Here is a 17,037-nt window from a genome sequence, read left to right on the forward strand (position 1 = left end):
CTTCGGGGGGCGCCCCGGGGGGGGGGGGGGGGGGGCGGGCCGGGGGCGGGGGGGGGGGGGGGGGCGCCCCCCCCCGCGCCCGGCCCCGCACGGCCCGGTCCGGTCCGGTTCGGCCACCGGACCCCGGGACGCGCCCGGGCTACTTCAGCAGCCGGGACATCCGCCGGTCCGCCAGCGGCTTGCCACCGGTCTGGCAGGTCGGGCAGTACTGGAGCGAGGAGTCCCGGTAGGACACCTCGCGGACGGTGTCGCCGCACACCGGGCAGGGCTGCCCGGTCCGGCCGTGCACCCGCAGCCCCGTCCGCTTCTCCGCCTTCAGCTCCCCGGCGGCGAGCCCGCGGGACCGCTCCACCGCCTCGGCCAGGGTGGTGCGCAGCGCCCGGTACACGGTGGCGGTCTCCGCCTCGGTGAGGTCCGCGGCCACCCGGAACGGCGACATGCGGGCGGCGTGCAGGATCTCGTCGGAGTAGGCGTTGCCGATGCCGGCGACGACGGACTGGTCGCGCAGCACTCCCTTGATCCGGTGGCGCACTCCGCGCAGCAGCCCGGCGAACACCTCCTGGGTGAACGCCTCCTCCAGCGGGTCCGGGCCCAGCCGGGCGATCCCCGGCACCCGCCCGGGGTCGGGCACGCAGTACACCGCGAGCCCCTTCCTGGTACCGGCCTCGGTGAGATCGAAACCGCTGCGCTCGGCCGGCCCCCGCCCGGAACCACCCCCGGCCAGCACGGTGCGCAGGGCCAGCGGGCCGCGGCCGGGGCGCGGCGGGGCCGCCGGCAGGTCGGTGCGCCAGCGCAGCCAGCCGGCCCGGGCCAGGTGGACCACCAGGTGCGGCCCGCCGTCGGTGGCGAGGTCCAGGAACTTGCCGTGCCGGGCCACCGCGGCGATCGTCCGCCCCTCCAGGGCGGTGAGCGGCGGATCGTAGGTCTTGAGCACGCTCACCGCGACCGGGTACACCCGCTCGATCTCCCGGCCGGCCGCGTGCTCGGCGAGGAACCGGGTGAGGGCCTCGACCTCGGGCAGTTCCGGCATGGCACCAGTGTGCCGCAGCGGGCCGCCCCGGCAACCCGCGCGCCACGGCGGCACGGGCACCGGCACCGGGTCGGCGGACCGTCGTCCGGTGGGCATGGCCGCGCGGTACCGCGCGGCGGCTTCACTCGGCGTCCGGGCTGTTCCATCATGAGCCGCCGTCAGCAGTCGGCGTCGGCGGTGAGGACACATATGCCCGGGTTCGGAAGCCCCCCTGATCGAAGTCTGGAGCACGGCCGGGGGCTGATGCGCCGCAAACCGATCGAGCACATCGAGGAACCGGAGGGCGCGACCACCGAACGGCTGACCCGGACCCTGGGGCTGTGGCAGCTGACCGCCATCGGGGTGGGCGGCATCATCGGGGCCGGGATCTTCACCCTGGCCGGCGCGGTGGCCAACGGCACCGCCGGCCCGGCGGTGCTCATCTCCTTCCTGATCGCGGGCGTGGCGAGCGCGGCGGCCGCGTTCTCCTACGCGGAGTTCGCCGGGCTGATCCCGAAGGCGGGTTCGGCGTACACCTACGGCTATGCGGTGCTGGGCGAGTTCGTGGGCTGGTTCATCGGCTGGGACCTGCTGCTGGAGTACACCGCGATCGTCGCGGTGGTGGCCATCGGTATCTCCGGCTACTTCTCCTTCCTGGTGGAGGAGGCGGGCGCCGAGCTGCCCGCCTGGATGCTGGGCGCGCCGGGCACCGGGGCGGGGCACAAGGTGGACCTGTTCGCGGTGGTGCTGTGCCTGTTCGTGGCCTACCTGCTCAACCTGGGCATCCAGAGCGCGGCCCGCTTCGAGATGGTGGTCGTGGTGCTGAAGGTCGCGGTGGTCCTGCTGGTGATCGTGGTGGGCTTCTTCCACATCGAGACCGACAACTACACGCCGTTCTTCCCGTACGGGGTGGGCGGTGCGTTCACCGGCGCGGCGACGGTGTTCTTCGCGGTCTTCGGCTACGACGCGATGAGCACCGCGGCCGAGGAGTCGAAGGACGCCCAGCGGCACATGCCCAAGGCGATCCTGTACTCGCTGGCCATCTCCATGGTGCTGTACGTGCTCGCCTGCCTGGTGCTGACCGGGATGCAGCACTACACGGAGATCGACCCGGAGAGCGGGTTCTCCACCGCGTTCAAGTCGGTGGGCCTCACCGGGGTCGCCGACGTGATCGCGGTCGGCGCGATCATCGGCATCCTCACCGTGATGTTCACGTTCATGCTGGGCGTCACCCGGGTCTGGTTCTCCATGAGCCGCGACGGGCTGCTCCCGCGCTGGTTCGCCAAGACCCACCCCACCCGGCACGTGCCCACCCGGGTGACCTGGATCGTGGGGGTGGGCTCGGCGGCCATCGCCGGCTTCGTGAAGATCGGCGAGGCGGCGGAGCTGACGAACATCGGCATTCTGCTGGCGTTCGCGGTGGTGTGCGTGGCGGTGATCCTGCTGCGCTACCGCCGTCCGGACCTGCCGCGTGAGTTCCGCTGCCCGTGGATGCCGTTCGTGCCGCTGGTCGGGGTGGGCTCCTCCATCTGGCTGATCACCTATCTGCAGTGGGAGACCTGGGTGCGGTTCGTGGTGTGGTTCGCGTTGGGCACGGTGATCTACTTCGGCTACGGCTACCGGCGGTCGGTGCTGGCGGTGGCCGAGCGCGAGCGGAGCGCCGCCGACAAGTAGCCGGCGGTGGGGCCCGCCGCGCCGCGGGCGACGTCGGCGGGGGTGCCGGTGGCCACGACGCGGCCGCCCTCGTCACCGCCGCCGGGCCCCATGTCGATGACCCAGTCGGCGCCGGCCACCACGTCCATGTCGTGCTCGACCACCACCACGGTGTGGCCGGCGTCCACCAGGGCGTGCAGCTGGCGCAGCAGCAGCTCGGTGTCGGCCGGGTGCAGACCGGTGGTGGGTTCGTCGAGCAGGTACAGGGTGTGGCCGCGGCGGGTGCGCTGGAGTTCGGTGGCGAGCTTGATGCGCTGGGCCTCGCCGCCGGACAGCTCGGTCGCCGGCTGGCCCAGCCGGAGGTAGCCCAGGCCGACGTCGCGCAGGGTGCGCAGCGCGCGGGCCGCGGCCGGGACGTCGGCGAGGAACCCGGCCGCCGTGTCCACGGTCATCGCGAGCACCTCGGCGACGGTCGCTCCCCGGTAGGTGATCTCCAGCGTCTCCGGGTGGTAGCGGGACCCCCGGCAGTCGGCGCAGGGTGCGTAGGTACCGGGCAGGAAGAGCAGTTCGACGGCGACGAAGCCCTCCCCCTGGCAGGTCTCGCAGCGGCCGCCGGCCACGTTGAAGGAGAAGCGTCCGGCGGTGTAGCCGCGGGCACGGGCGGCGTCGGTGGCGGCGAACACCTTGCGCACCGCGTCGAAGAGTCCGGTGTAGGTGGCGAGGTTGGAGCGCGGTGTGCGGCCGATGGGCTTCTGGTCGACCCGCACCAGCCGCTGGACCGCGTCCAGCCCGGTGGCGGCCGTCAGGTCCGCGGCCGTGGTGGGCGGCGGCTCGTCGGCCGGGGCGTCCTCCGGCCCGGGGCCGCCGGGCGCCTCGCCCAGGTGGGCGGCGAGCACCTCGGCGAGCACCTGGGAGATCAGCGTCGACTTGCCGGACCCGGAGACGCCGGTGACGGCGGTGAGGACCCCCAGCGGCACCTCGGCGTCCACCCCGCGCAGATTGTGCCGGGTGACCCCGTGCAGGCCCAGCCGGCCCACCGGGGCGCGCGGCGCGGGGGCGGCGGGGGCGGCGCGGCCGGGGAAGAGCCAGCGGCGGGTCGCCGAGGCCTCCACGGCGGCCAGCCCGGGGACCGGTCCGCTGTAGAGCACCTGCCCGCCGTGCTCCCCGGCGAGCGGGCCGACGTCCACCACCCAGTCGGCACGGCGCACCACGTCGAGGTGGTGCTCGACGAGGAAGAGCGTGTTGCCGGCCGCCTTCAGCCGGTCCAGCACGGTGAGCAGCGCGTCGGTGTCCGCCGGGTGCAGTCCGGCCGACGGCTCGTCGAGGACGTAGACCACGCCGAACAGCCCGGAGCGCAACTGGGTGGCCAGCCGCAGCCGCTGCAGCTCGCCGTCCGACAGGGTCGGGGTGGGGCGGTCGGTGGCGAGGTGGCCCAGGCCCAGCTCGGTGAGCACCTCGATACGGGCGAGCAGGTCGCGGGCGAGCGTGGCGGCGGTCTCGTCGTCCCCGTCGGCGGCCGGGCGCAGCGTCTCGGCGAGGCCGGTGAGCGGCAGGGCGGCCAGCGTGGCGATGTCGTGCCCGGCGAAGGTGACCGCCAGCGCCTCGGGGCGCAGCCGCTTGCCGTGGCAGGCGGGGCAGGGCGCGCTGACCATGAAGCGCTGGACGCGGGCGCGCAGCGTCCGGCTCCTGGAGTCGGCGAAGGTGTGCAGCACATAGCGCCGGGCGCTCATGTACGTGCCCTGGTACGGGCGCTGGATGCGGTTCGCCTCGCGCACCGGGTGGACCGTGACGACCGGCTGGTCGTCGGTGAACAGGATCCACTCGCGGGACTCGGCGGGCAGGTCCCGCCAGGGCCGGTCGACGTCGTGGCCGAGCGCGGCCAGGATGTCCCGCAGGTTCTTGCCCTGCCAGGCGCCTGGCCAAGCGGCGACGGCCCCCTCCCGGATGCTGAGGGCGGGGTCGGGGACGAGTGACTCCTCGGTGACCCGGTGGACGCGTCCCAGACCGTGGCACTCGGGGCAGGCCCCGGCCGCGGTGTTCGGCGAGAAGGCGTCGGAGTCCAGTCGCCCGGCTACTCCTTCCGGGTGGCTTCCGGCCCGGGAGAACAGCATCCGCAGCGAGTTGGACAGGGCGGTGACGGTGCCGACGCTGGACCGCGTGGTGGGGGCGGAGCGCCGCTGCTCCAGCGCCACGGCGGGCGGCAGTCCGGTGACCTCCTCGACCTTGGGCGCGCCGACCTGGTGGATCAGCCGGCGGGCGTACGGCGCGACGGACTCCAGATAGCGGCGCTGCGCCTCGGCGTAGAGGGTGCCGAAGGCGAGCGAGGACTTCCCGGATCCCGACACCCCGGTGAAGACGACCAGGGCGTCGCGCGGGATGTCCACGTCGACGCCCCGGAGGTTGTGCACCCGGGCGCCGCGCACCCGCACGAAGGGGTCATGTGGTGGCATCCAGGCGATCTTAGGCGATGCGGGTAACCTGCGCGGGGGCGGTGTTCCGGCCGTGCCGGGCGCGCTCGCGCCGCGGCAGCCCAGGAGGGGACCGATGACCGAGCAGCGTGTGGTGACCTGGGCGGTCACCGGGAGCGGTGGGTACGAGACGGCCTGGATCGACCTGTCGGCCACCGGGCTGCGGGCGACCGGCCGGGTGGTCGGGCTGAAGCCGGAGCCGTACTGGCTGGCGTACGAGCTGGAGACCGGGCACGGCCATGTGACCCGGCGACTGCAGGTGACGGCCGAGACGCTCACCGGCCGGAACCGCCTGGACCTGCGGCGCGACGGCGGCGAGTGGAGCATCGGCGGCAGGCCGCTGCCGGAGGTGGTGGGGGCGCTCGACTGCGACCTGGGGATGTCCCCGCTGACGAACACCATGCCCACGCTGCGCCACCAGTTGCAGACGACGCCGGGCGAGCGGGAGTTCCTGATGGCCTGGGTGTCGGTCCCCGATCTGACGGTCCGGCCGTCCCGGCAGACCTACACCCACGTCGGGCTGACCGAGCGCGGCGCCCGGGTCCGGTACGCGTCGGGCGACTTCACCAGTGACATCGAGTTCGGCCGGGACGGGCTGGTGCTCACCTACCCCGGGGTCGGCCACCTGCTCCGCGCGGACTGAGCCGGCCCGCGGCCGGGCCGGCCCGGGGAGCCGGCGTCGCCGGACGCCCGGCCCCCGGGGCGCGCCCGGGGGCACGGCCGGAAGGGGCGCGGGGACCGGTGCGGCGAGGGCGGGGCGGTCAGGCGCCCGGGACCGCACGGCCCGCCGACGCCGCCGCCACCAGCCGCGCGGTGAACGGGTGGGCGGGCCGGGCGAGCACCCGGGCGGCCGGGCCCTGTTCGACGATCTCCCCGCCGTCGAGCACGGCGACCCGTCCGGCCGGTGCCGCGGTGTCCAGGTCATGGGTGATGAGCACCACCGCCATCTCGCGGTGCTCCCGGCGCAGCCGGTCCAGCAGCGCGAGGACCTCGCGCCGGGTGACCGCGTCCAGGCCGGAGGTGATCTCGTCGCAGATCAGCACCCGGGGCCCGGCCAGCAGGGCGCGGGCCAGCGCGGCGCGCTGGAGTTCGCCGCCGGACAGCTCACCGGGCCGCCGCCGGGCGGGTCCCGCGCCGAGACCCACGCCGTCCAGCGTCCGCAGCGCCTCGGCGGTCGCCTCGGCGCGGGGCCGGCCGCGCAGCCGTACCGCCGTACGGGCCACCTGGTCCAGCACCGGGCGGTACTCGTCGAAGGCGGCCCTGGCGTCCTGGAAGACGTACTGCACCGCGGCGAGCTGTTCACGGCTGCGGCGGCGCAGGGCGGGCGGCAGCGGACGGCCGTCCAGGGTGAGCTCGCCCTTCTGGTCGCGGTGGAGCCCCGCCATGCACCGGGCCAGGGTGGTCTTGCCGCTGCCGGACCGTCCGACGACGGCCAGGAACTCCCCCGCCCGCACCGTGAGGGTGGCGTCGCGCAGTACGGTCGCCCGGCCGTGCCGCGCGGTGACGCCGCGCAGCCTCAGGACGGCCGGGCCCGGGGCGCGCGGCGGGTCCGGCGGCCGGGGCCCCGGCCGTTCGGCGGCGAGGAGTTCCCGGGTCCACGGGTGCCGCGGGGCGAGCCGGATCCGCTCCGCCGGGCCGGACTCCACCACCTTGCCGTCCCGCATCACCAGCACGTCGTCGGCCAGTTGCCGGACCACGTCCAGGTCGTGGCTGAGCAGGACCACCGCGATGCCCCGCGCGGCGACCGCCGCGAGTTCCCCGACGATCCGCTGCTTGGTCAGCGCGTCCTGACCGGTGGTGGGTTCGTCGGCGACCACCACCCGGGCGCCGAGCAGCAGCGCCTGGGCGATGACCACGCGCTGCTGCTGGCCGCCCGAGAGCTGGTGGGGGTGGCGGCGCAGCAGTTCCTCGCCGTCCGGCAGCTGGGCGGCCCGCAAGGCGCGCAGCACGCTGTCCCGGGCCGCCGTCCGCCGCCGGCCGCGGGGCAGTCCGCGCGTTCGGGTCCGGGCGATGTCGTGGAGCAGCGCGCCCACCCGCCGGGTGGGGTTGAGCACCGCCGCGGGATGCTGCGGCACGTAGCCGACCGCGCCGTCCGCCACCCGGACCCGGCCGGAGACCCGGGCCCCGGGCGGGTACTCGCCGAGCAGGGCCAGGCCGGTCGTCGTCTTGCCGCTGCCGGACGCACCGACCAGGGCGGTCACCGTGCCCGGCCGGACGGTCAGGCTCACTCCGTCGACGATCGCCCGGCCGCCGATCTCCACGCGCAGGTCCGTGACCCGAGCCACCTCGCTCACCGGCGGGTCTCCTCTCGTTCGTCTGCCGGACGGTTTCCGCCCGGTCCCCGGTCACCGCCCGGGGCCGCGGTCCGCGGGTCCCCGGCCGTCCCGCCCGGTGCGGGCCGGGCGGCGCCGGCCGCGGGCTCCTGCCGCCGGGTGGCGTCCCGGCCCGCCAGTGCGGCGTCGAAGAGCAGGTTGGTGCCCATCGAGAGGGCCACGATCAGCAGGGCGGGCACCACGACCGCCCAGGGCTGCACGAACAGGCCGGTCCGGTTGCGGTCCACCATCACCGCCCAGTCGGCGGCGTCCGGTTCCACCCCCACCCCGAGGAAGGCCGCGGTCGCCACCAGGTAGAGCACACCGGTGAGGCGGACGCCCGCGTCGGCGGCCACGGTGCGCAGCATGGTGCGTCCGACGTAGCCGAGGGCGATCCGGATCCGGCTCTCCCCCTGCATCCGCAGTGCCTCCACGGCCGGCCGGGCCGCGGCCTCCGCGGCGGTGGCCCGGACGATCCGGGCCGCGTCGGGGACGTTGACCACGGCGACCAGCAGGACCAGGCCGGCCGTCCCGGGCGCGTAGACCGAGGCGACGAGCAGCACCGCCAGCAGCGAGGGCACGGCCAGCAGCACGTCGAGCGGCCGCATCAGCACCTCCTCCAGCCACCGCCGGTGGGTCAGGGCCGCGGCCAGGCCCAGCGGCAGCGCCACGGCGTAGGCGAGCACGGTCGCGGCCAGCGCGACGAGGACCACCGACTGGCCGCCGAGCAGCACCTGCCGGAGCACGTCGCGGCCGACGAAGTCGGTGCCGAGCCAATGGCCGCCGCCGAGGGTGAAGGAGGTCGCGCGCTTCCCCGGCTCGCCGGCGAACAACGGGCCCAGCAGGGCCAGCAGCAGCGGTACGCCCGCGAGACCGGCACCGAGCGCGTAGCGGCCCGGCCCGGACGGCCAGCGCCCGGACCGGCCGGTCCGCGCCGGAGTGCCGGGGGCGTCCGGCCCGGGCCGGTGCCGCAGCCCGGCGCGGATCACGCGGCCACCCCCGCCCGGGGCGCGAGGCGGCGGGTGACCAGGTCGGCGCCGAGGTTGAGCACGACCGCGAACACGCCGAAGACCACGGCGAGTCCTTGCACCACCGGCACGTCCCGGGCGGCCACCGCGTCCATCAGGACGGTGCCGAGGCCGGGAATGGCGAACAGCGCCTCCACCACGATCACTCCGCACAGCAGCCAGTCCACGGTACGGGCGAGTTGCTGGGCGGCCGGCACCACCGCGTTGGGCAGGGCGTGGGCGTACCGCACGCGCGCCCCCGGGATGCCGTAGCGGCGCGCCTGGGCGACGTACGGCGAGGCCAGTGCGTCGATCATGCCGGCCCGTACCAGGCGGCTGATCGAGCACACCGGCCGGGAGAGCAGGACGAGCACCGGGAGGACCAGCACCGCCGGGTGGGCGGCCAGGTCGGTGCCGTAGCCGACGGCCGTGGGCGGCAGCCAGTCCAGACGCAGCGCGAACACGGTCACCAGCAGCACGCCGAAGGCGAACTCGGGCACCGCGTAGACGCCCAGGGTGACGGAGCTGATCAGCCGGTCCGCCCGGCCGCCCTCGTGGCGGGCGGCCAGCACTCCGAGTCCGACCGCCACGGGCACCAGCAGCGCCAGGGTGAGGGTGGCCAGCAGCAGGCTGGGGCCGAAGCCGCCGGACAGGTATCCGGTGACCGGGCGGCCGGAGGCGAGCGAGGTGCCGAGGTCGCCGCGGAGCAGTCCGGCCGCCCAGTCGGCGAACCGCTCGTGGGCGGGCCGGTCCAGCTCCAGCGCCCGGCGGAGCGCCGCGACGCGTTCGGGGTCGGGCTGGTCGGCGGCGAGCGAGGTGGCGGCGTCACCGGGCAGGGCCTCGGTGAGCGCGAAGACCAGCAGCACCACGGCCGCGATCTGCAGCACCCCGAGGACCAGCCGGCGCACCAGCCAGGAGCGCAGATCGCTCACCCGAGCCACACCGTGTCGAAGCGGGCCCAGTCCAGGGTGTTGGCCGGTGCGTCCCGCCGGACGCCGCCGACGTTGCGCGCGGTGCCGACGATCCAGTCGGCGAAGCCCCAGACCAGGAAACCGCCTTCGGTGTGCAGACGGCGCTGCATCCGCTCGTACACCCCGGCCCGTTCCCGGGCGTCCTCGGTGGACTGCGCCTGCTGGTAGAGGGCGTCGAAGTCCCGGTGCTTCCAGTGGGTGGCGTTGGTGGTGGAGCCGGTGAGCAGCCGCTGGGAGATGTGCGCCTCGATGGGCATGGCGCCGGAGCGGTAGCAGCACATGGTGCCGGAGTCGAGGATGTCGCTCCAGTAGCTGTCCTTGCTGCCCGTCCTGACCTTGATCCGCACGCCGGCCTTGGCCGCCTGGTCGCGGAAGATGCCGGCCGCTTCGGTGAATCCGGCGGCCACGGTGGAGGTGTCGAGGGTGACGCGCAGGTCTTCGGCGCCCGCCTGCCGGAGCAGGTGGCGGGCCCGGTCCAGGTCCTGTTCGCGCTGCGGCAGCGCGTCGGCGTAGTACTGGTACCCCTTGCCGAACAGGTCGTTGCCGATCTCGCCGGCTCCGGACAGGGCACCGGCGACCAGTTCCGCGCGGTCGGCGATGAGGAAGAACGCCTGCCGGACCCGCCTGTCGTCGAAGGGGGCGCGGTCGGTCTTGAGGGCGAACGCCTGCATGGAGCTGTTGCGGAGCCGGACGATGTCGATCCGGCCGTTGCCCTCGTGGGCACGGGCGGTGGCCGGGTTGAGTTCGTGGGCGTACTCCACCTGCCCGCCCAGCAGCGCGTTGACCCGGGCGGATTCCTCGTTGGCGACGATGAACTCCAGCTCGTCCAGGTGCGGGGCGCCGTCCCAGTAGTCGTCGTTGCGCCGGAGGAGGGTGGACCGGCCCGGAGCGAAGGAGACGAAGCGGAACGGCCCGGAGCCGATGGGCCGGCGGTCGAACTCCTCGGCGCCCTCGGGGACGATGTAGGCGCCGAAGGCCGCGAGGACGTTGGGGAATTCGGCGGTGGGGCGCTTCAGCCGGAACTCCACGGTGCGGGGACCGGTGGCGCGGCTGGCGTCCAGGTCGATGGGTTCCAGCGACGCCCTGGCCCGGTAGGTCTTCTTCGGGTCGGCGATGCGCCGGTAGCTGTACAGGACGTCCTCGGCGGTGACCGGCTTGCCGTTGTGGAAGGTGGCCGCGCGCAGGGTGACGGTCCAGCGGTCCAGGGTGGCGCCGGGCTCCCAGCCGGACGCGAGCCGGGGCACCGCGGCCATGTCGGACCCGTGGTCGGCGAGCTTGTCGAAGAGCGCCTTGGCGCGGGCGGCGTCGGCGAACAGGTTGGTGAGGTGCGGATCGAGTGTCTCCCCGGCGCCGCCCCCGGCGAACGCGGCGCGCAGCCGCCCGCCGCGCCGGGGCTTGCCGGCGCCGGCACCCCCGGAGGCGCGGTCGGGGCCGCCGCACCCGCTCAGGGCGAGGGCGCCGAGTCCGGCGGCGCCGGTCGCGGCGAGGAAGCCGCGGCGGTGCACTCCGGGCAGCTGCCGGGCCTCTTCGGCGGACGGGGCGGGGGCTTCGGGGTTCCGGTTCATGGGTTCGTCCTCACGGGGTGGGTGGTGCGTGGTGGGGCGGCGCCGGTCGCGCGCGGCGTACCGGCGGCCCCGGCGGCGGTGCTTGGGGAGTCAGAGGCCGGAGCGGGTCGCCGCTCCTCGCGCGGGGGCCGGCTCGGGCGGCGGGGCGGCCGGCAGGGCGCGCAGCCGGTGCAGCCGGGCGACGGCCGCCGCGGAGACCAGCCCGGAGCAGGCGCAGCACAGCCATGGCAGCCAGGGGGCGCCGGTCCGGCCGGCGTCCATCGCCCAGCCGACCGCGGTGTTGCCGGCCGCCGCGGCGATCCCGGACACGACGTAGAAGACGCCGAAGTAGGTGCCGGTGAGCCCGGGACGGCCGAAGGCCGGTATCAGCTCCATCACGAACGGCTGGGCGATCATGACGCCGAGGTAGAGCAGCAGCGTGCCCAGCAGCACGGGCAGCAGCGCCAGCGCGGCCCGGCCCGCTCCGTCGGGTTCCCGGACGCCGGCCACGGCCATCGGGGGCAGGAAGGCCAGTCCCATCACGGCCAGTCCGCAGGCGATCCAGCGGGGCCGGGGGCCGCGGTTCTTCAGCGCGCGGGTGGTCCTCATCTGGAGGGTGAGGTTGGCGACGGTGCCGGTGAGGAAGACCAGGCCGGCCGCGCCCTCCCAGCCGGTGGCCCGGCGGGCTCCGTCGGGCAGCAGCAGATAGAGCTGGTTCTCCATGGTGAACAGGGGGACCATGGCGAGCGAGAAGGCCAGGAACGCCCGGTCGGCGAGGACTTCGCGCCAGTCGGCGAGCACGCTGCCGGTGGCCGGCGGAACCTCCCGGGCGGGCAGTACCAGGGCCTGCCCGACGGTGAGGACGGCGAAGATCCCCGCGGCGGTGAGCGCGGCGGCGCGGAAGTCCACCAGCAGCAGGGCGCTGCCGAGCAGCGGGCCGAGCAGGGCGCCGGTGGTGGCGAAGACGTTGAACAGCGCGAACACCTCGGCCTTGCGCTCCCCCGCCTCCTGGGCCAGGTAGACGCGCACGGCCGGGTTGAACAGCGCGCCGGCCAGACCGCTGAGCACCGAGGCGGCGAGCAGCACCGGCAGCCCGTCGCCGAGGGCGAACAGCGTGAAGCCGACGGTCCGCAGCGCGCACCCGGCGATGATGACGCCGCGCGCGCCGAGCCGGTCGGCCGCCGATCCGCCCACGATGAACAGCCCCTGCTGGCTGAGGTTGCGGACGCCCAGCACGATGCCGACCACGGCCGCGGACATGCCCAGGTCCTGGCCGAGGTGCGTGGCGAGGTACGGGACGAGCAGGTAGAAGCCGGTGTTGACGCCGAGCTGGTTGATCAGCAGGAGGCGGATGGCGCGGGGCTGGCGGCGCACCTCGCTCCAGGTCTTCACGGTGTGGTCGCTCCCTGCCGGTGGGTGGGGGCTCCGGCGCCGGCGGGGCGCACGCCCGGTCCGGCGTCGTCGCTGACGCGTTCGGTGCCGTGGGCGCCGGCGGTGCCGTCCCGCGGGTGGCGGGGCCGTGGATGCCCGCTCCGGTCGACCCGGTCGACCTGGTGGGCGCGGTCGGCGCGGGCGTCCGCGGAGTGGCCGCCGGGGGCCACGGTGCGGGTTCCGGCGGCTTCGGCCCGGCCCGGTGCCCCGGCCCGGCTCGCGACCATCGGCGGATGACCCACGGCTCTCCTTCGTCTCGGTGCGGTGTCGGAGGTCGGGTTCCGGGCATGCCGGAGGAACCCCTCGGGGGTGCGGACCTCGTGTCGATCGATGGCCAACGTTATCGATAATCATTTTCATTGTCATCTGACGGGATGGACCCCAGGCCCCACCGCCCTCCGCTCTCACCTGCGAAACCGCCGGCCCGGCCGCCCGCCGGGGCCACGGGGGCCCCGGCGTGCCGCGGCGGCACCCGGTTCCGGGATCCCCGGAGGGCCGGGGCCGCGGGTGCCGCGTTCGCCCGGGAGGGTCAACGCCCCGGGGCCCGGCCCGCGCCCCGCCGTGCCGCCAGGCACCGCCGGTGGTAGGGATGACCGGACGGCGCAGCACAGGTGCCCCGAGGAGCGGCCGGCATGGAGTGGTTCACCTCGTCCGACTACTGGCTGAGCCGGCTGGTCTTCCAGCGAGGGCTGGCCGCCCTCTACGTGGTGGCCTTCCTCGCCGCGGCACTGCAGTTCCGGGCGCTGATCGGGGAACGCGGGATGCTGCCGGTGCCGGAGTTCACGGCGCGGGTGCCGTTCCGCCGCTCCCCCAGCCTCTTCCAGCTCCGCTACTCCGACCGGCTGTTCGCCGGGTGTGCCTGGCTGGGCGCCGCGCTCGGAGCCGCGGTGGCGGTGGGGGCCGCCGACGCCGTGCCGCTGCCGGTGGCGATGGGCATGTGGCTGCTGCTGTGGCTGCTGTACCTGTCGATCGTCAACGTGGGGCAGCTCTGGTACGGCTTCGGCTGGGAGTCCCTGCTGCTGGAGACCGGGTTCCTGGCGGTCTTCCTGGGCAACGACGAGGTGGCGCCGCCGGTGCTGGTGCTGTGGCTGCTGCGCTGGCTGCTGTTCCGGGTGGAGTTCGGCGCCGGACTGATCAAGATGCGCGGGGACCGCTGCTGGCGCGATCTCACCTGCCTGTACTACCACCACGAGACGCAGCCCATGCCGGGCCCGCTGAGCTGGTTCTTCCACCGTCTGCCGCGGCCGCTGCACCGGGTGGAGACGGCGGCCAACCATGTCGCCCAACTCGTGGTGCCCGTCCTGCTGTTCACCCCGCAGCCGGTCGCGGGCGCGGCGGCCGGGCTGATCGTCGTCACCCAGTTGTGGCTGGTGCTGTCCGGGAACTTCTCCTGGCTGAACTGGCTGACGATCCTGCTGGCGCTCTCCGCGGTCGACGGACGCCGGGCGGCCGACGCTCTGGGACTGCCCGGTCCACGCGACCTGCCCGGTCCCCCCGTGTGGTACGAGGTGCTGGTGTGGGCCCTGGTGGCGCTGGTGGCGGTACTCAGTTACTGGCCGGTCCGCAATCTGCTCTCCGGCCGGCAGCTGATGAACTACTCCTTCACCTCGCTCCACCTGGTCAACACCTACGGGGCCTTCGGCAGCATCAGCCGCACCCGGCAGGAGATCGTGATCGAGGGGACGGCCGACCGGGTCGTCACGCCGGGGACGGTGTGGCGGGAGTACGAGTTCAAGGGGAAGCCCGGCGACGTGCGCCGGATGCCCCGTCAGTACGCGCCCTACCACCTGCGGCTGGACTGGATGATGTGGTTCGCCGCACTCTCCCCTGCCTACGCCCGCCCGTGGTTCGAGCCGCTGGTCGGCAGACTGCTGGAGAACGACCGGGACACCCTGCGCCTGCTGCGCGTCAATCCGTTCCCCGGGACGCCGCCGTCGCAGATCCGGGCCCGGCTGTACCTGTACCGCTTCACCACCTGGCGGGAACGGCGCGCCACCGGCGCCTGGTGGCACCGGACCCTGGTGCGGGAGTTCCTGCCGCCGGTCCGGGCGGGGCGCGTGCGGCGCTAGTCCGGGCGCCGCGGGACGGGCCGGGGCGCCGCGGGCGCACGGCGGTGCTTCAGCCCGCGTCGGGGGGCAGGTCGCGCGCGCCCAGCCGCAGGTGTTCGATGTGGTAGACGGCCTCGTCCAGCAGTTGCGCGACATGGTTGTCGTAGAGGCTGTAGACGATCCGCCGCCCCTGGCGCGACCCGGTGACCAGGCCCAGGGCTCGCAGCAGCCGGAGCTGGTGGGAGACCGCCGACTGCTCCATGCCCACCGCGTCGGCGAGTTCGGTGACCGCGCACGGCCCCTGGCGGAGCCGGGTGAGGATCATCAGCCGCGACGGGGTGGCCAGCGCCTGCAAGGTGGCGGCGATGGTGGCCGCGGAATCCGCGTCCAGCAGTACGGCCGGAGTGGTGCGGCCATCGGCTCCGTGTCCCATGCAGGTCATCGTATCTGTGTCAACACTTGAAGACCTCTTCATATGTTCCGCTATGGTGGTGCCCTCCCCCGCCTCAGCAACCGGAAAGAGGTACGCCGCGATGACAGCCGAGCTGGTCGAGGACCGGCCCACCCCCGCCCCGGACCGTCCGGTGCCGGGCGGTGCGCACCGGGCCCGCCCCACCGCTCTCCCCGAGGTGCGCTGGGCCGCGCTGTCCGCGCTGGCCTTCCTGCTCGCCTTCCCGCTCGACCTGGCGGGCGCCCCGGCCTGGGCCTGGGGCCCCCTCTACGCGCTGTGCTACGCGGCCGGCGGGTGGGAGCCGGGCTGGGCCGGGCTGCGCGCGCTGCGGGAGCGGACGCTCGACGTCGACCTGCTGATGGTCGTCGCCGCGCTCGGCGCCGCGGCGATCGGCCAGTTCCTCGACGGCGGCCTGCTCATCGTGATCTTCGCCGTCTCCGGTGCGCTGGAGGCACTGGCCACCGAGCGGACCGCCGCCTCGGTGCGCGGCCTGCTGGACCTGGCGCCCGCGATGGCGGTCCGGATCACCGGCTCCGGCGGCACCTCCACCGAGGAGACCGTCCCGGTGGCGCGGCTGCGGGTGGGCGACACCGTACTGGTGCGCCCGGGCGAGCGGCTGCCCGCCGACGGCACGGTGACCGGCGGGGCCGGCGAGGTGGACCAGGCCGGCATCACCGGCGAGCCGCTGCCGGTACCCAAGAGCGTCGGTGACGAGGTGTTCGCCGGCACCCTCAACGGCACCGGGGCGCTGCGGGTGCGGGTCGGCCGGGACGCCTCGGAGTCCGTCATCGCCAGGATCGTGGCGATGGTGGAGGAGGCCGGCGCGACCAAGGCGCCCACCCAGCTGTTCATCGAGCGGATCGAGCAGCGCTACTCGGTCGGCGTGGTCCTCGCCACCCTCGCGCTGTTCACGGTGCCGCTCGCCTTCGGGGCGGACTTCACCCCCACCCTGCTGCGCGCCATGACGTTCATGATCGTGGCGTCCCCGTGCGCGGTGGTACTGGCCACCATGCCGCCGCTGCTGTCCGCCATCGCCAACGCCGGACGCCACGGTGTGCTGGTGAAGTCGGCGGTGGTGATGGAGCGGCTGGGCGAGGTGACCCGGGTCGCGCTGGACAAGACCGGCACGCTCACCGAGGGCACGCCGCGGGTCACCGAGGTACGGGTGGTGGCCGGCTCGGGCTTCGACGAGGCACGGGCGCTGGCGCTCGCCGCCGCCGCCGAGCACCCCAGCGAGCACCCGCTGGCCCGCGCGGTGGTGGCTGCCGCCCGGGAGCGCGGCCTGGCCCCGGCGGACGCGGCGGAGTTCCGTTCGGTGCCCGGCCGCGGGGTCTCCGCGGTGGTCGGCGGCCGCAAGGTCGAGATCGGGCGGCCGGCCGCCGTGCTGGCCGAGGAGGACGGCGCGCCGGACCCCGGACCGGGCGGGTCGCTGCGCGAACCGGCCCGGCGGGCGGTCGCCGAGGCCGAGGCGGCCGGCCACACGGCCGTCGTGCTGCTGGTCGACGGCGCACCGGTGGCCGTGCTCTCGCTCAGCGACCGGCTCCGGCCCGGCGCGGCCTCGGCCGTGTCCGCGCTGGAGCGACTGACCGGCACCCCGCCCGTTCTGCTGACCGGTGACCACGAGCGGGCCGCGGCGGGCGTCGCCGCCGAGGCGGGCATCGGCCGCGTCCGCGCCGGGCTGCTGCCCGAGGACAAGGTGACCGCGGTCCGTGAATGGACCGCGGCCGGCGAGAAGGTGCTAGTGGTGGGGGACGGGGTCAACGACGCCCCGGCACTGGCCGCTGCGCACAGCGGTGTGGCGATGGGCCGGGCGGGCTCGGACCTCGCCCTGGAGACCGCCGACGCGGTGGTGGTCCGCGATGAACTCGCCACCGTGCCCGCGGTCGTCGCGCTGTCCCGGCGGGCCCGCCGGCTGGTCGTCCAGAACCTGGTGATCGCCTCGGTGTGCATCGGCGTCCTGGTGGTGTGGGACCTGGCCGGGCACCTGCCGCTGCCGCTCGGCGTCGCGGGCCACGAGGGATCGACGGTGCTGGTCGGGCTCAACGGGCTGCGGTTGCTGCGGGAGTCGGCGTGGCGCGGCGCGTGCGCGGCCCCGGATCCGGTCCACCGGGCGGTGTGACACCCCGGCGGCGTGCTCCCGGGA

13 protein-coding genes are annotated in these 17,037 nt (G+C 75.1%); 4 read left to right on the top strand and 9 right to left on the bottom strand.

Annotation, left to right across the window (positions count from 1 at the left end; genetic code table 11):
* Positions 1-139: 139 nt before the first annotated feature.
* Entirely contained in the window at positions 140-1,030 is an 891-nt protein-coding gene (locus tag ACH4B3_RS24450) for an Fpg/Nei family DNA glycosylase (protein WP_398466027.1), read from the bottom strand.
* 189 nt (positions 1,031-1,219) lie between these two features.
* Here ACH4B3_RS24450 and ACH4B3_RS24455 point away from each other — a divergent pair, with 189 nt between their 5' ends.
* Positions 1,220-2,683, top strand: coding sequence for an amino acid permease (locus ACH4B3_RS24455; protein ID WP_398466029.1), 1,464 nt, complete (start codon positions 1,220-1,222; stop codon positions 2,681-2,683).
* Here the strand turns inward: ACH4B3_RS24455 and ACH4B3_RS24460 are convergent.
* Entirely contained in the window at positions 2,626-5,112 is a 2,487-nt protein-coding gene (locus tag ACH4B3_RS24460) for an ABC transporter (protein WP_398466031.1), read from the bottom strand. The two genes, ACH4B3_RS24455 and ACH4B3_RS24460, sit on opposite strands and share 58 nt — an antisense overlap.
* Before the next feature lie 94 nt (positions 5,113-5,206).
* Between ACH4B3_RS24460 and ACH4B3_RS24465 the strand changes: the two genes are divergently transcribed.
* Positions 5,207-5,773, top strand: coding sequence for a putative glycolipid-binding domain-containing protein (locus tag ACH4B3_RS24465; protein ID WP_398466033.1), 567 nt, complete (start codon positions 5,207-5,209; stop codon positions 5,771-5,773).
* A gap of 118 nt (positions 5,774-5,891) precedes the next feature.
* Here ACH4B3_RS24465 and ACH4B3_RS24470 read toward each other — a convergent pair whose 3' ends face one another.
* The 6 genes from ACH4B3_RS24470 to ACH4B3_RS24495 all read right to left on the bottom strand — a co-directional run bounded on the left by ACH4B3_RS24470 (position 5,892) and on the right by ACH4B3_RS24495 (position 12,637).
* Positions 5,892-7,424: an ABC transporter ATP-binding protein gene (locus ACH4B3_RS24470; protein WP_398466035.1), complete on the bottom strand. Its 1,533-nt coding sequence runs from the start codon at positions 7,422-7,424 to the stop codon at positions 5,892-5,894.
* A complete protein-coding gene (locus ACH4B3_RS24475) occupies positions 7,421-8,299 on the bottom strand; it encodes an ABC transporter permease (protein WP_398466152.1) in 879 nt (292 codons plus the stop codon). Before ACH4B3_RS24475 ends, ACH4B3_RS24470 begins: the two co-directional genes overlap by 4 nt.
* A gap of 128 nt (positions 8,300-8,427) precedes the next feature.
* Positions 8,428-9,381: an ABC transporter permease gene (locus ACH4B3_RS24480; protein ID WP_398466037.1), complete on the bottom strand. Its 954-nt coding sequence runs from the start codon at positions 9,379-9,381 to the stop codon at positions 8,428-8,430.
* The gene (locus ACH4B3_RS24485) at positions 9,378-10,985 is read right to left on the bottom strand and encodes an ABC transporter substrate-binding protein (RefSeq protein WP_398466039.1); all 1,608 of its coding nucleotides are present in this window, start codon (positions 10,983-10,985) and stop codon (positions 9,378-9,380) included. Before ACH4B3_RS24485 ends, ACH4B3_RS24480 begins: the two co-directional genes overlap by 4 nt.
* Before the next feature lie 90 nt (positions 10,986-11,075).
* Positions 11,076-12,356, bottom strand: coding sequence for an MFS transporter (locus ACH4B3_RS24490; protein ID WP_398466041.1), 1,281 nt, complete (start codon positions 12,354-12,356; stop codon positions 11,076-11,078).
* The gene (locus ACH4B3_RS24495) at positions 12,353-12,637 is read right to left on the bottom strand and encodes a hypothetical protein (protein ID WP_398466043.1); all 285 of its coding nucleotides are present in this window, start codon (positions 12,635-12,637) and stop codon (positions 12,353-12,355) included. Before ACH4B3_RS24495 ends, ACH4B3_RS24490 begins: the two co-directional genes overlap by 4 nt.
* A gap of 390 nt (positions 12,638-13,027) precedes the next feature.
* On the opposite strand from ACH4B3_RS24495, the gene ACH4B3_RS24500 reads away from it, so the two are divergent.
* Positions 13,028-14,464, top strand: coding sequence for a lipase maturation factor family protein (locus ACH4B3_RS24500; RefSeq protein WP_398466045.1), 1,437 nt, complete (start codon positions 13,028-13,030; stop codon positions 14,462-14,464).
* Between the two features lie 49 nt (positions 14,465-14,513).
* Here the strand turns inward: ACH4B3_RS24500 and ACH4B3_RS24505 are convergent, their stop codons facing one another.
* Positions 14,514-14,876, bottom strand: coding sequence for an ArsR/SmtB family transcription factor (locus tag ACH4B3_RS24505; RefSeq protein ID WP_398466047.1), 363 nt, complete (start codon positions 14,874-14,876; stop codon positions 14,514-14,516).
* Positions 14,877-14,976: 100 nt separating this feature from the next.
* Between ACH4B3_RS24505 and ACH4B3_RS24510 the strand changes: the two genes are divergently transcribed.
* Positions 14,977-17,013, top strand: a complete 2,037-nt coding sequence (locus ACH4B3_RS24510) for a heavy metal translocating P-type ATPase (protein WP_398466049.1) — start codon at positions 14,977-14,979, stop codon at positions 17,011-17,013.
* The last annotated feature ends 24 nt before the right edge of the window (positions 17,014-17,037 follow it).

Source organism: Streptomyces sp. NPDC018031, from assembly GCF_044327625.1.
Taxonomy (GTDB): Bacteria; Actinomycetota; Actinomycetes; order Streptomycetales; family Streptomycetaceae; genus Streptomyces.

Excerpts from the sequence above, each read along its gene's own strand:
- ACH4B3_RS24450 (WP_398466027.1), bottom strand. The coding sequence starts at position 1,030 with ATGCCGGAACTGCCCGAGGTCGAGGCCCTCACCCGGTTCCTCGCCGAG.
- ACH4B3_RS24505 (WP_398466047.1), bottom strand. The coding sequence starts at position 14,876 with ATGGGACACGGAGCCGATGGCCGCACCACTCCGGCCGTACTGCTGGAC.
- ACH4B3_RS24510 (WP_398466049.1), top strand. The coding sequence starts at position 14,977 with ATGACAGCCGAGCTGGTCGAGGACCGGCCCACCCCCGCCCCGGACCGT.
- ACH4B3_RS24455 (WP_398466029.1), top strand. The coding sequence starts at position 1,220 with ATGCCCGGGTTCGGAAGCCCCCCTGATCGAAGTCTGGAGCACGGCCGG.
- ACH4B3_RS24485 (WP_398466039.1), bottom strand. The coding sequence starts at position 10,985 with ATGAACCGGAACCCCGAAGCCCCCGCCCCGTCCGCCGAAGAGGCCCGG.
- ACH4B3_RS24465 (WP_398466033.1), top strand. The coding sequence starts at position 5,207 with ATGACCGAGCAGCGTGTGGTGACCTGGGCGGTCACCGGGAGCGGTGGG.
- ACH4B3_RS24500 (WP_398466045.1), top strand. The coding sequence starts at position 13,028 with ATGGAGTGGTTCACCTCGTCCGACTACTGGCTGAGCCGGCTGGTCTTC.
- ACH4B3_RS24460 (WP_398466031.1), bottom strand. The coding sequence starts at position 5,112 with ATGCCACCACATGACCCCTTCGTGCGGGTGCGCGGCGCCCGGGTGCAC.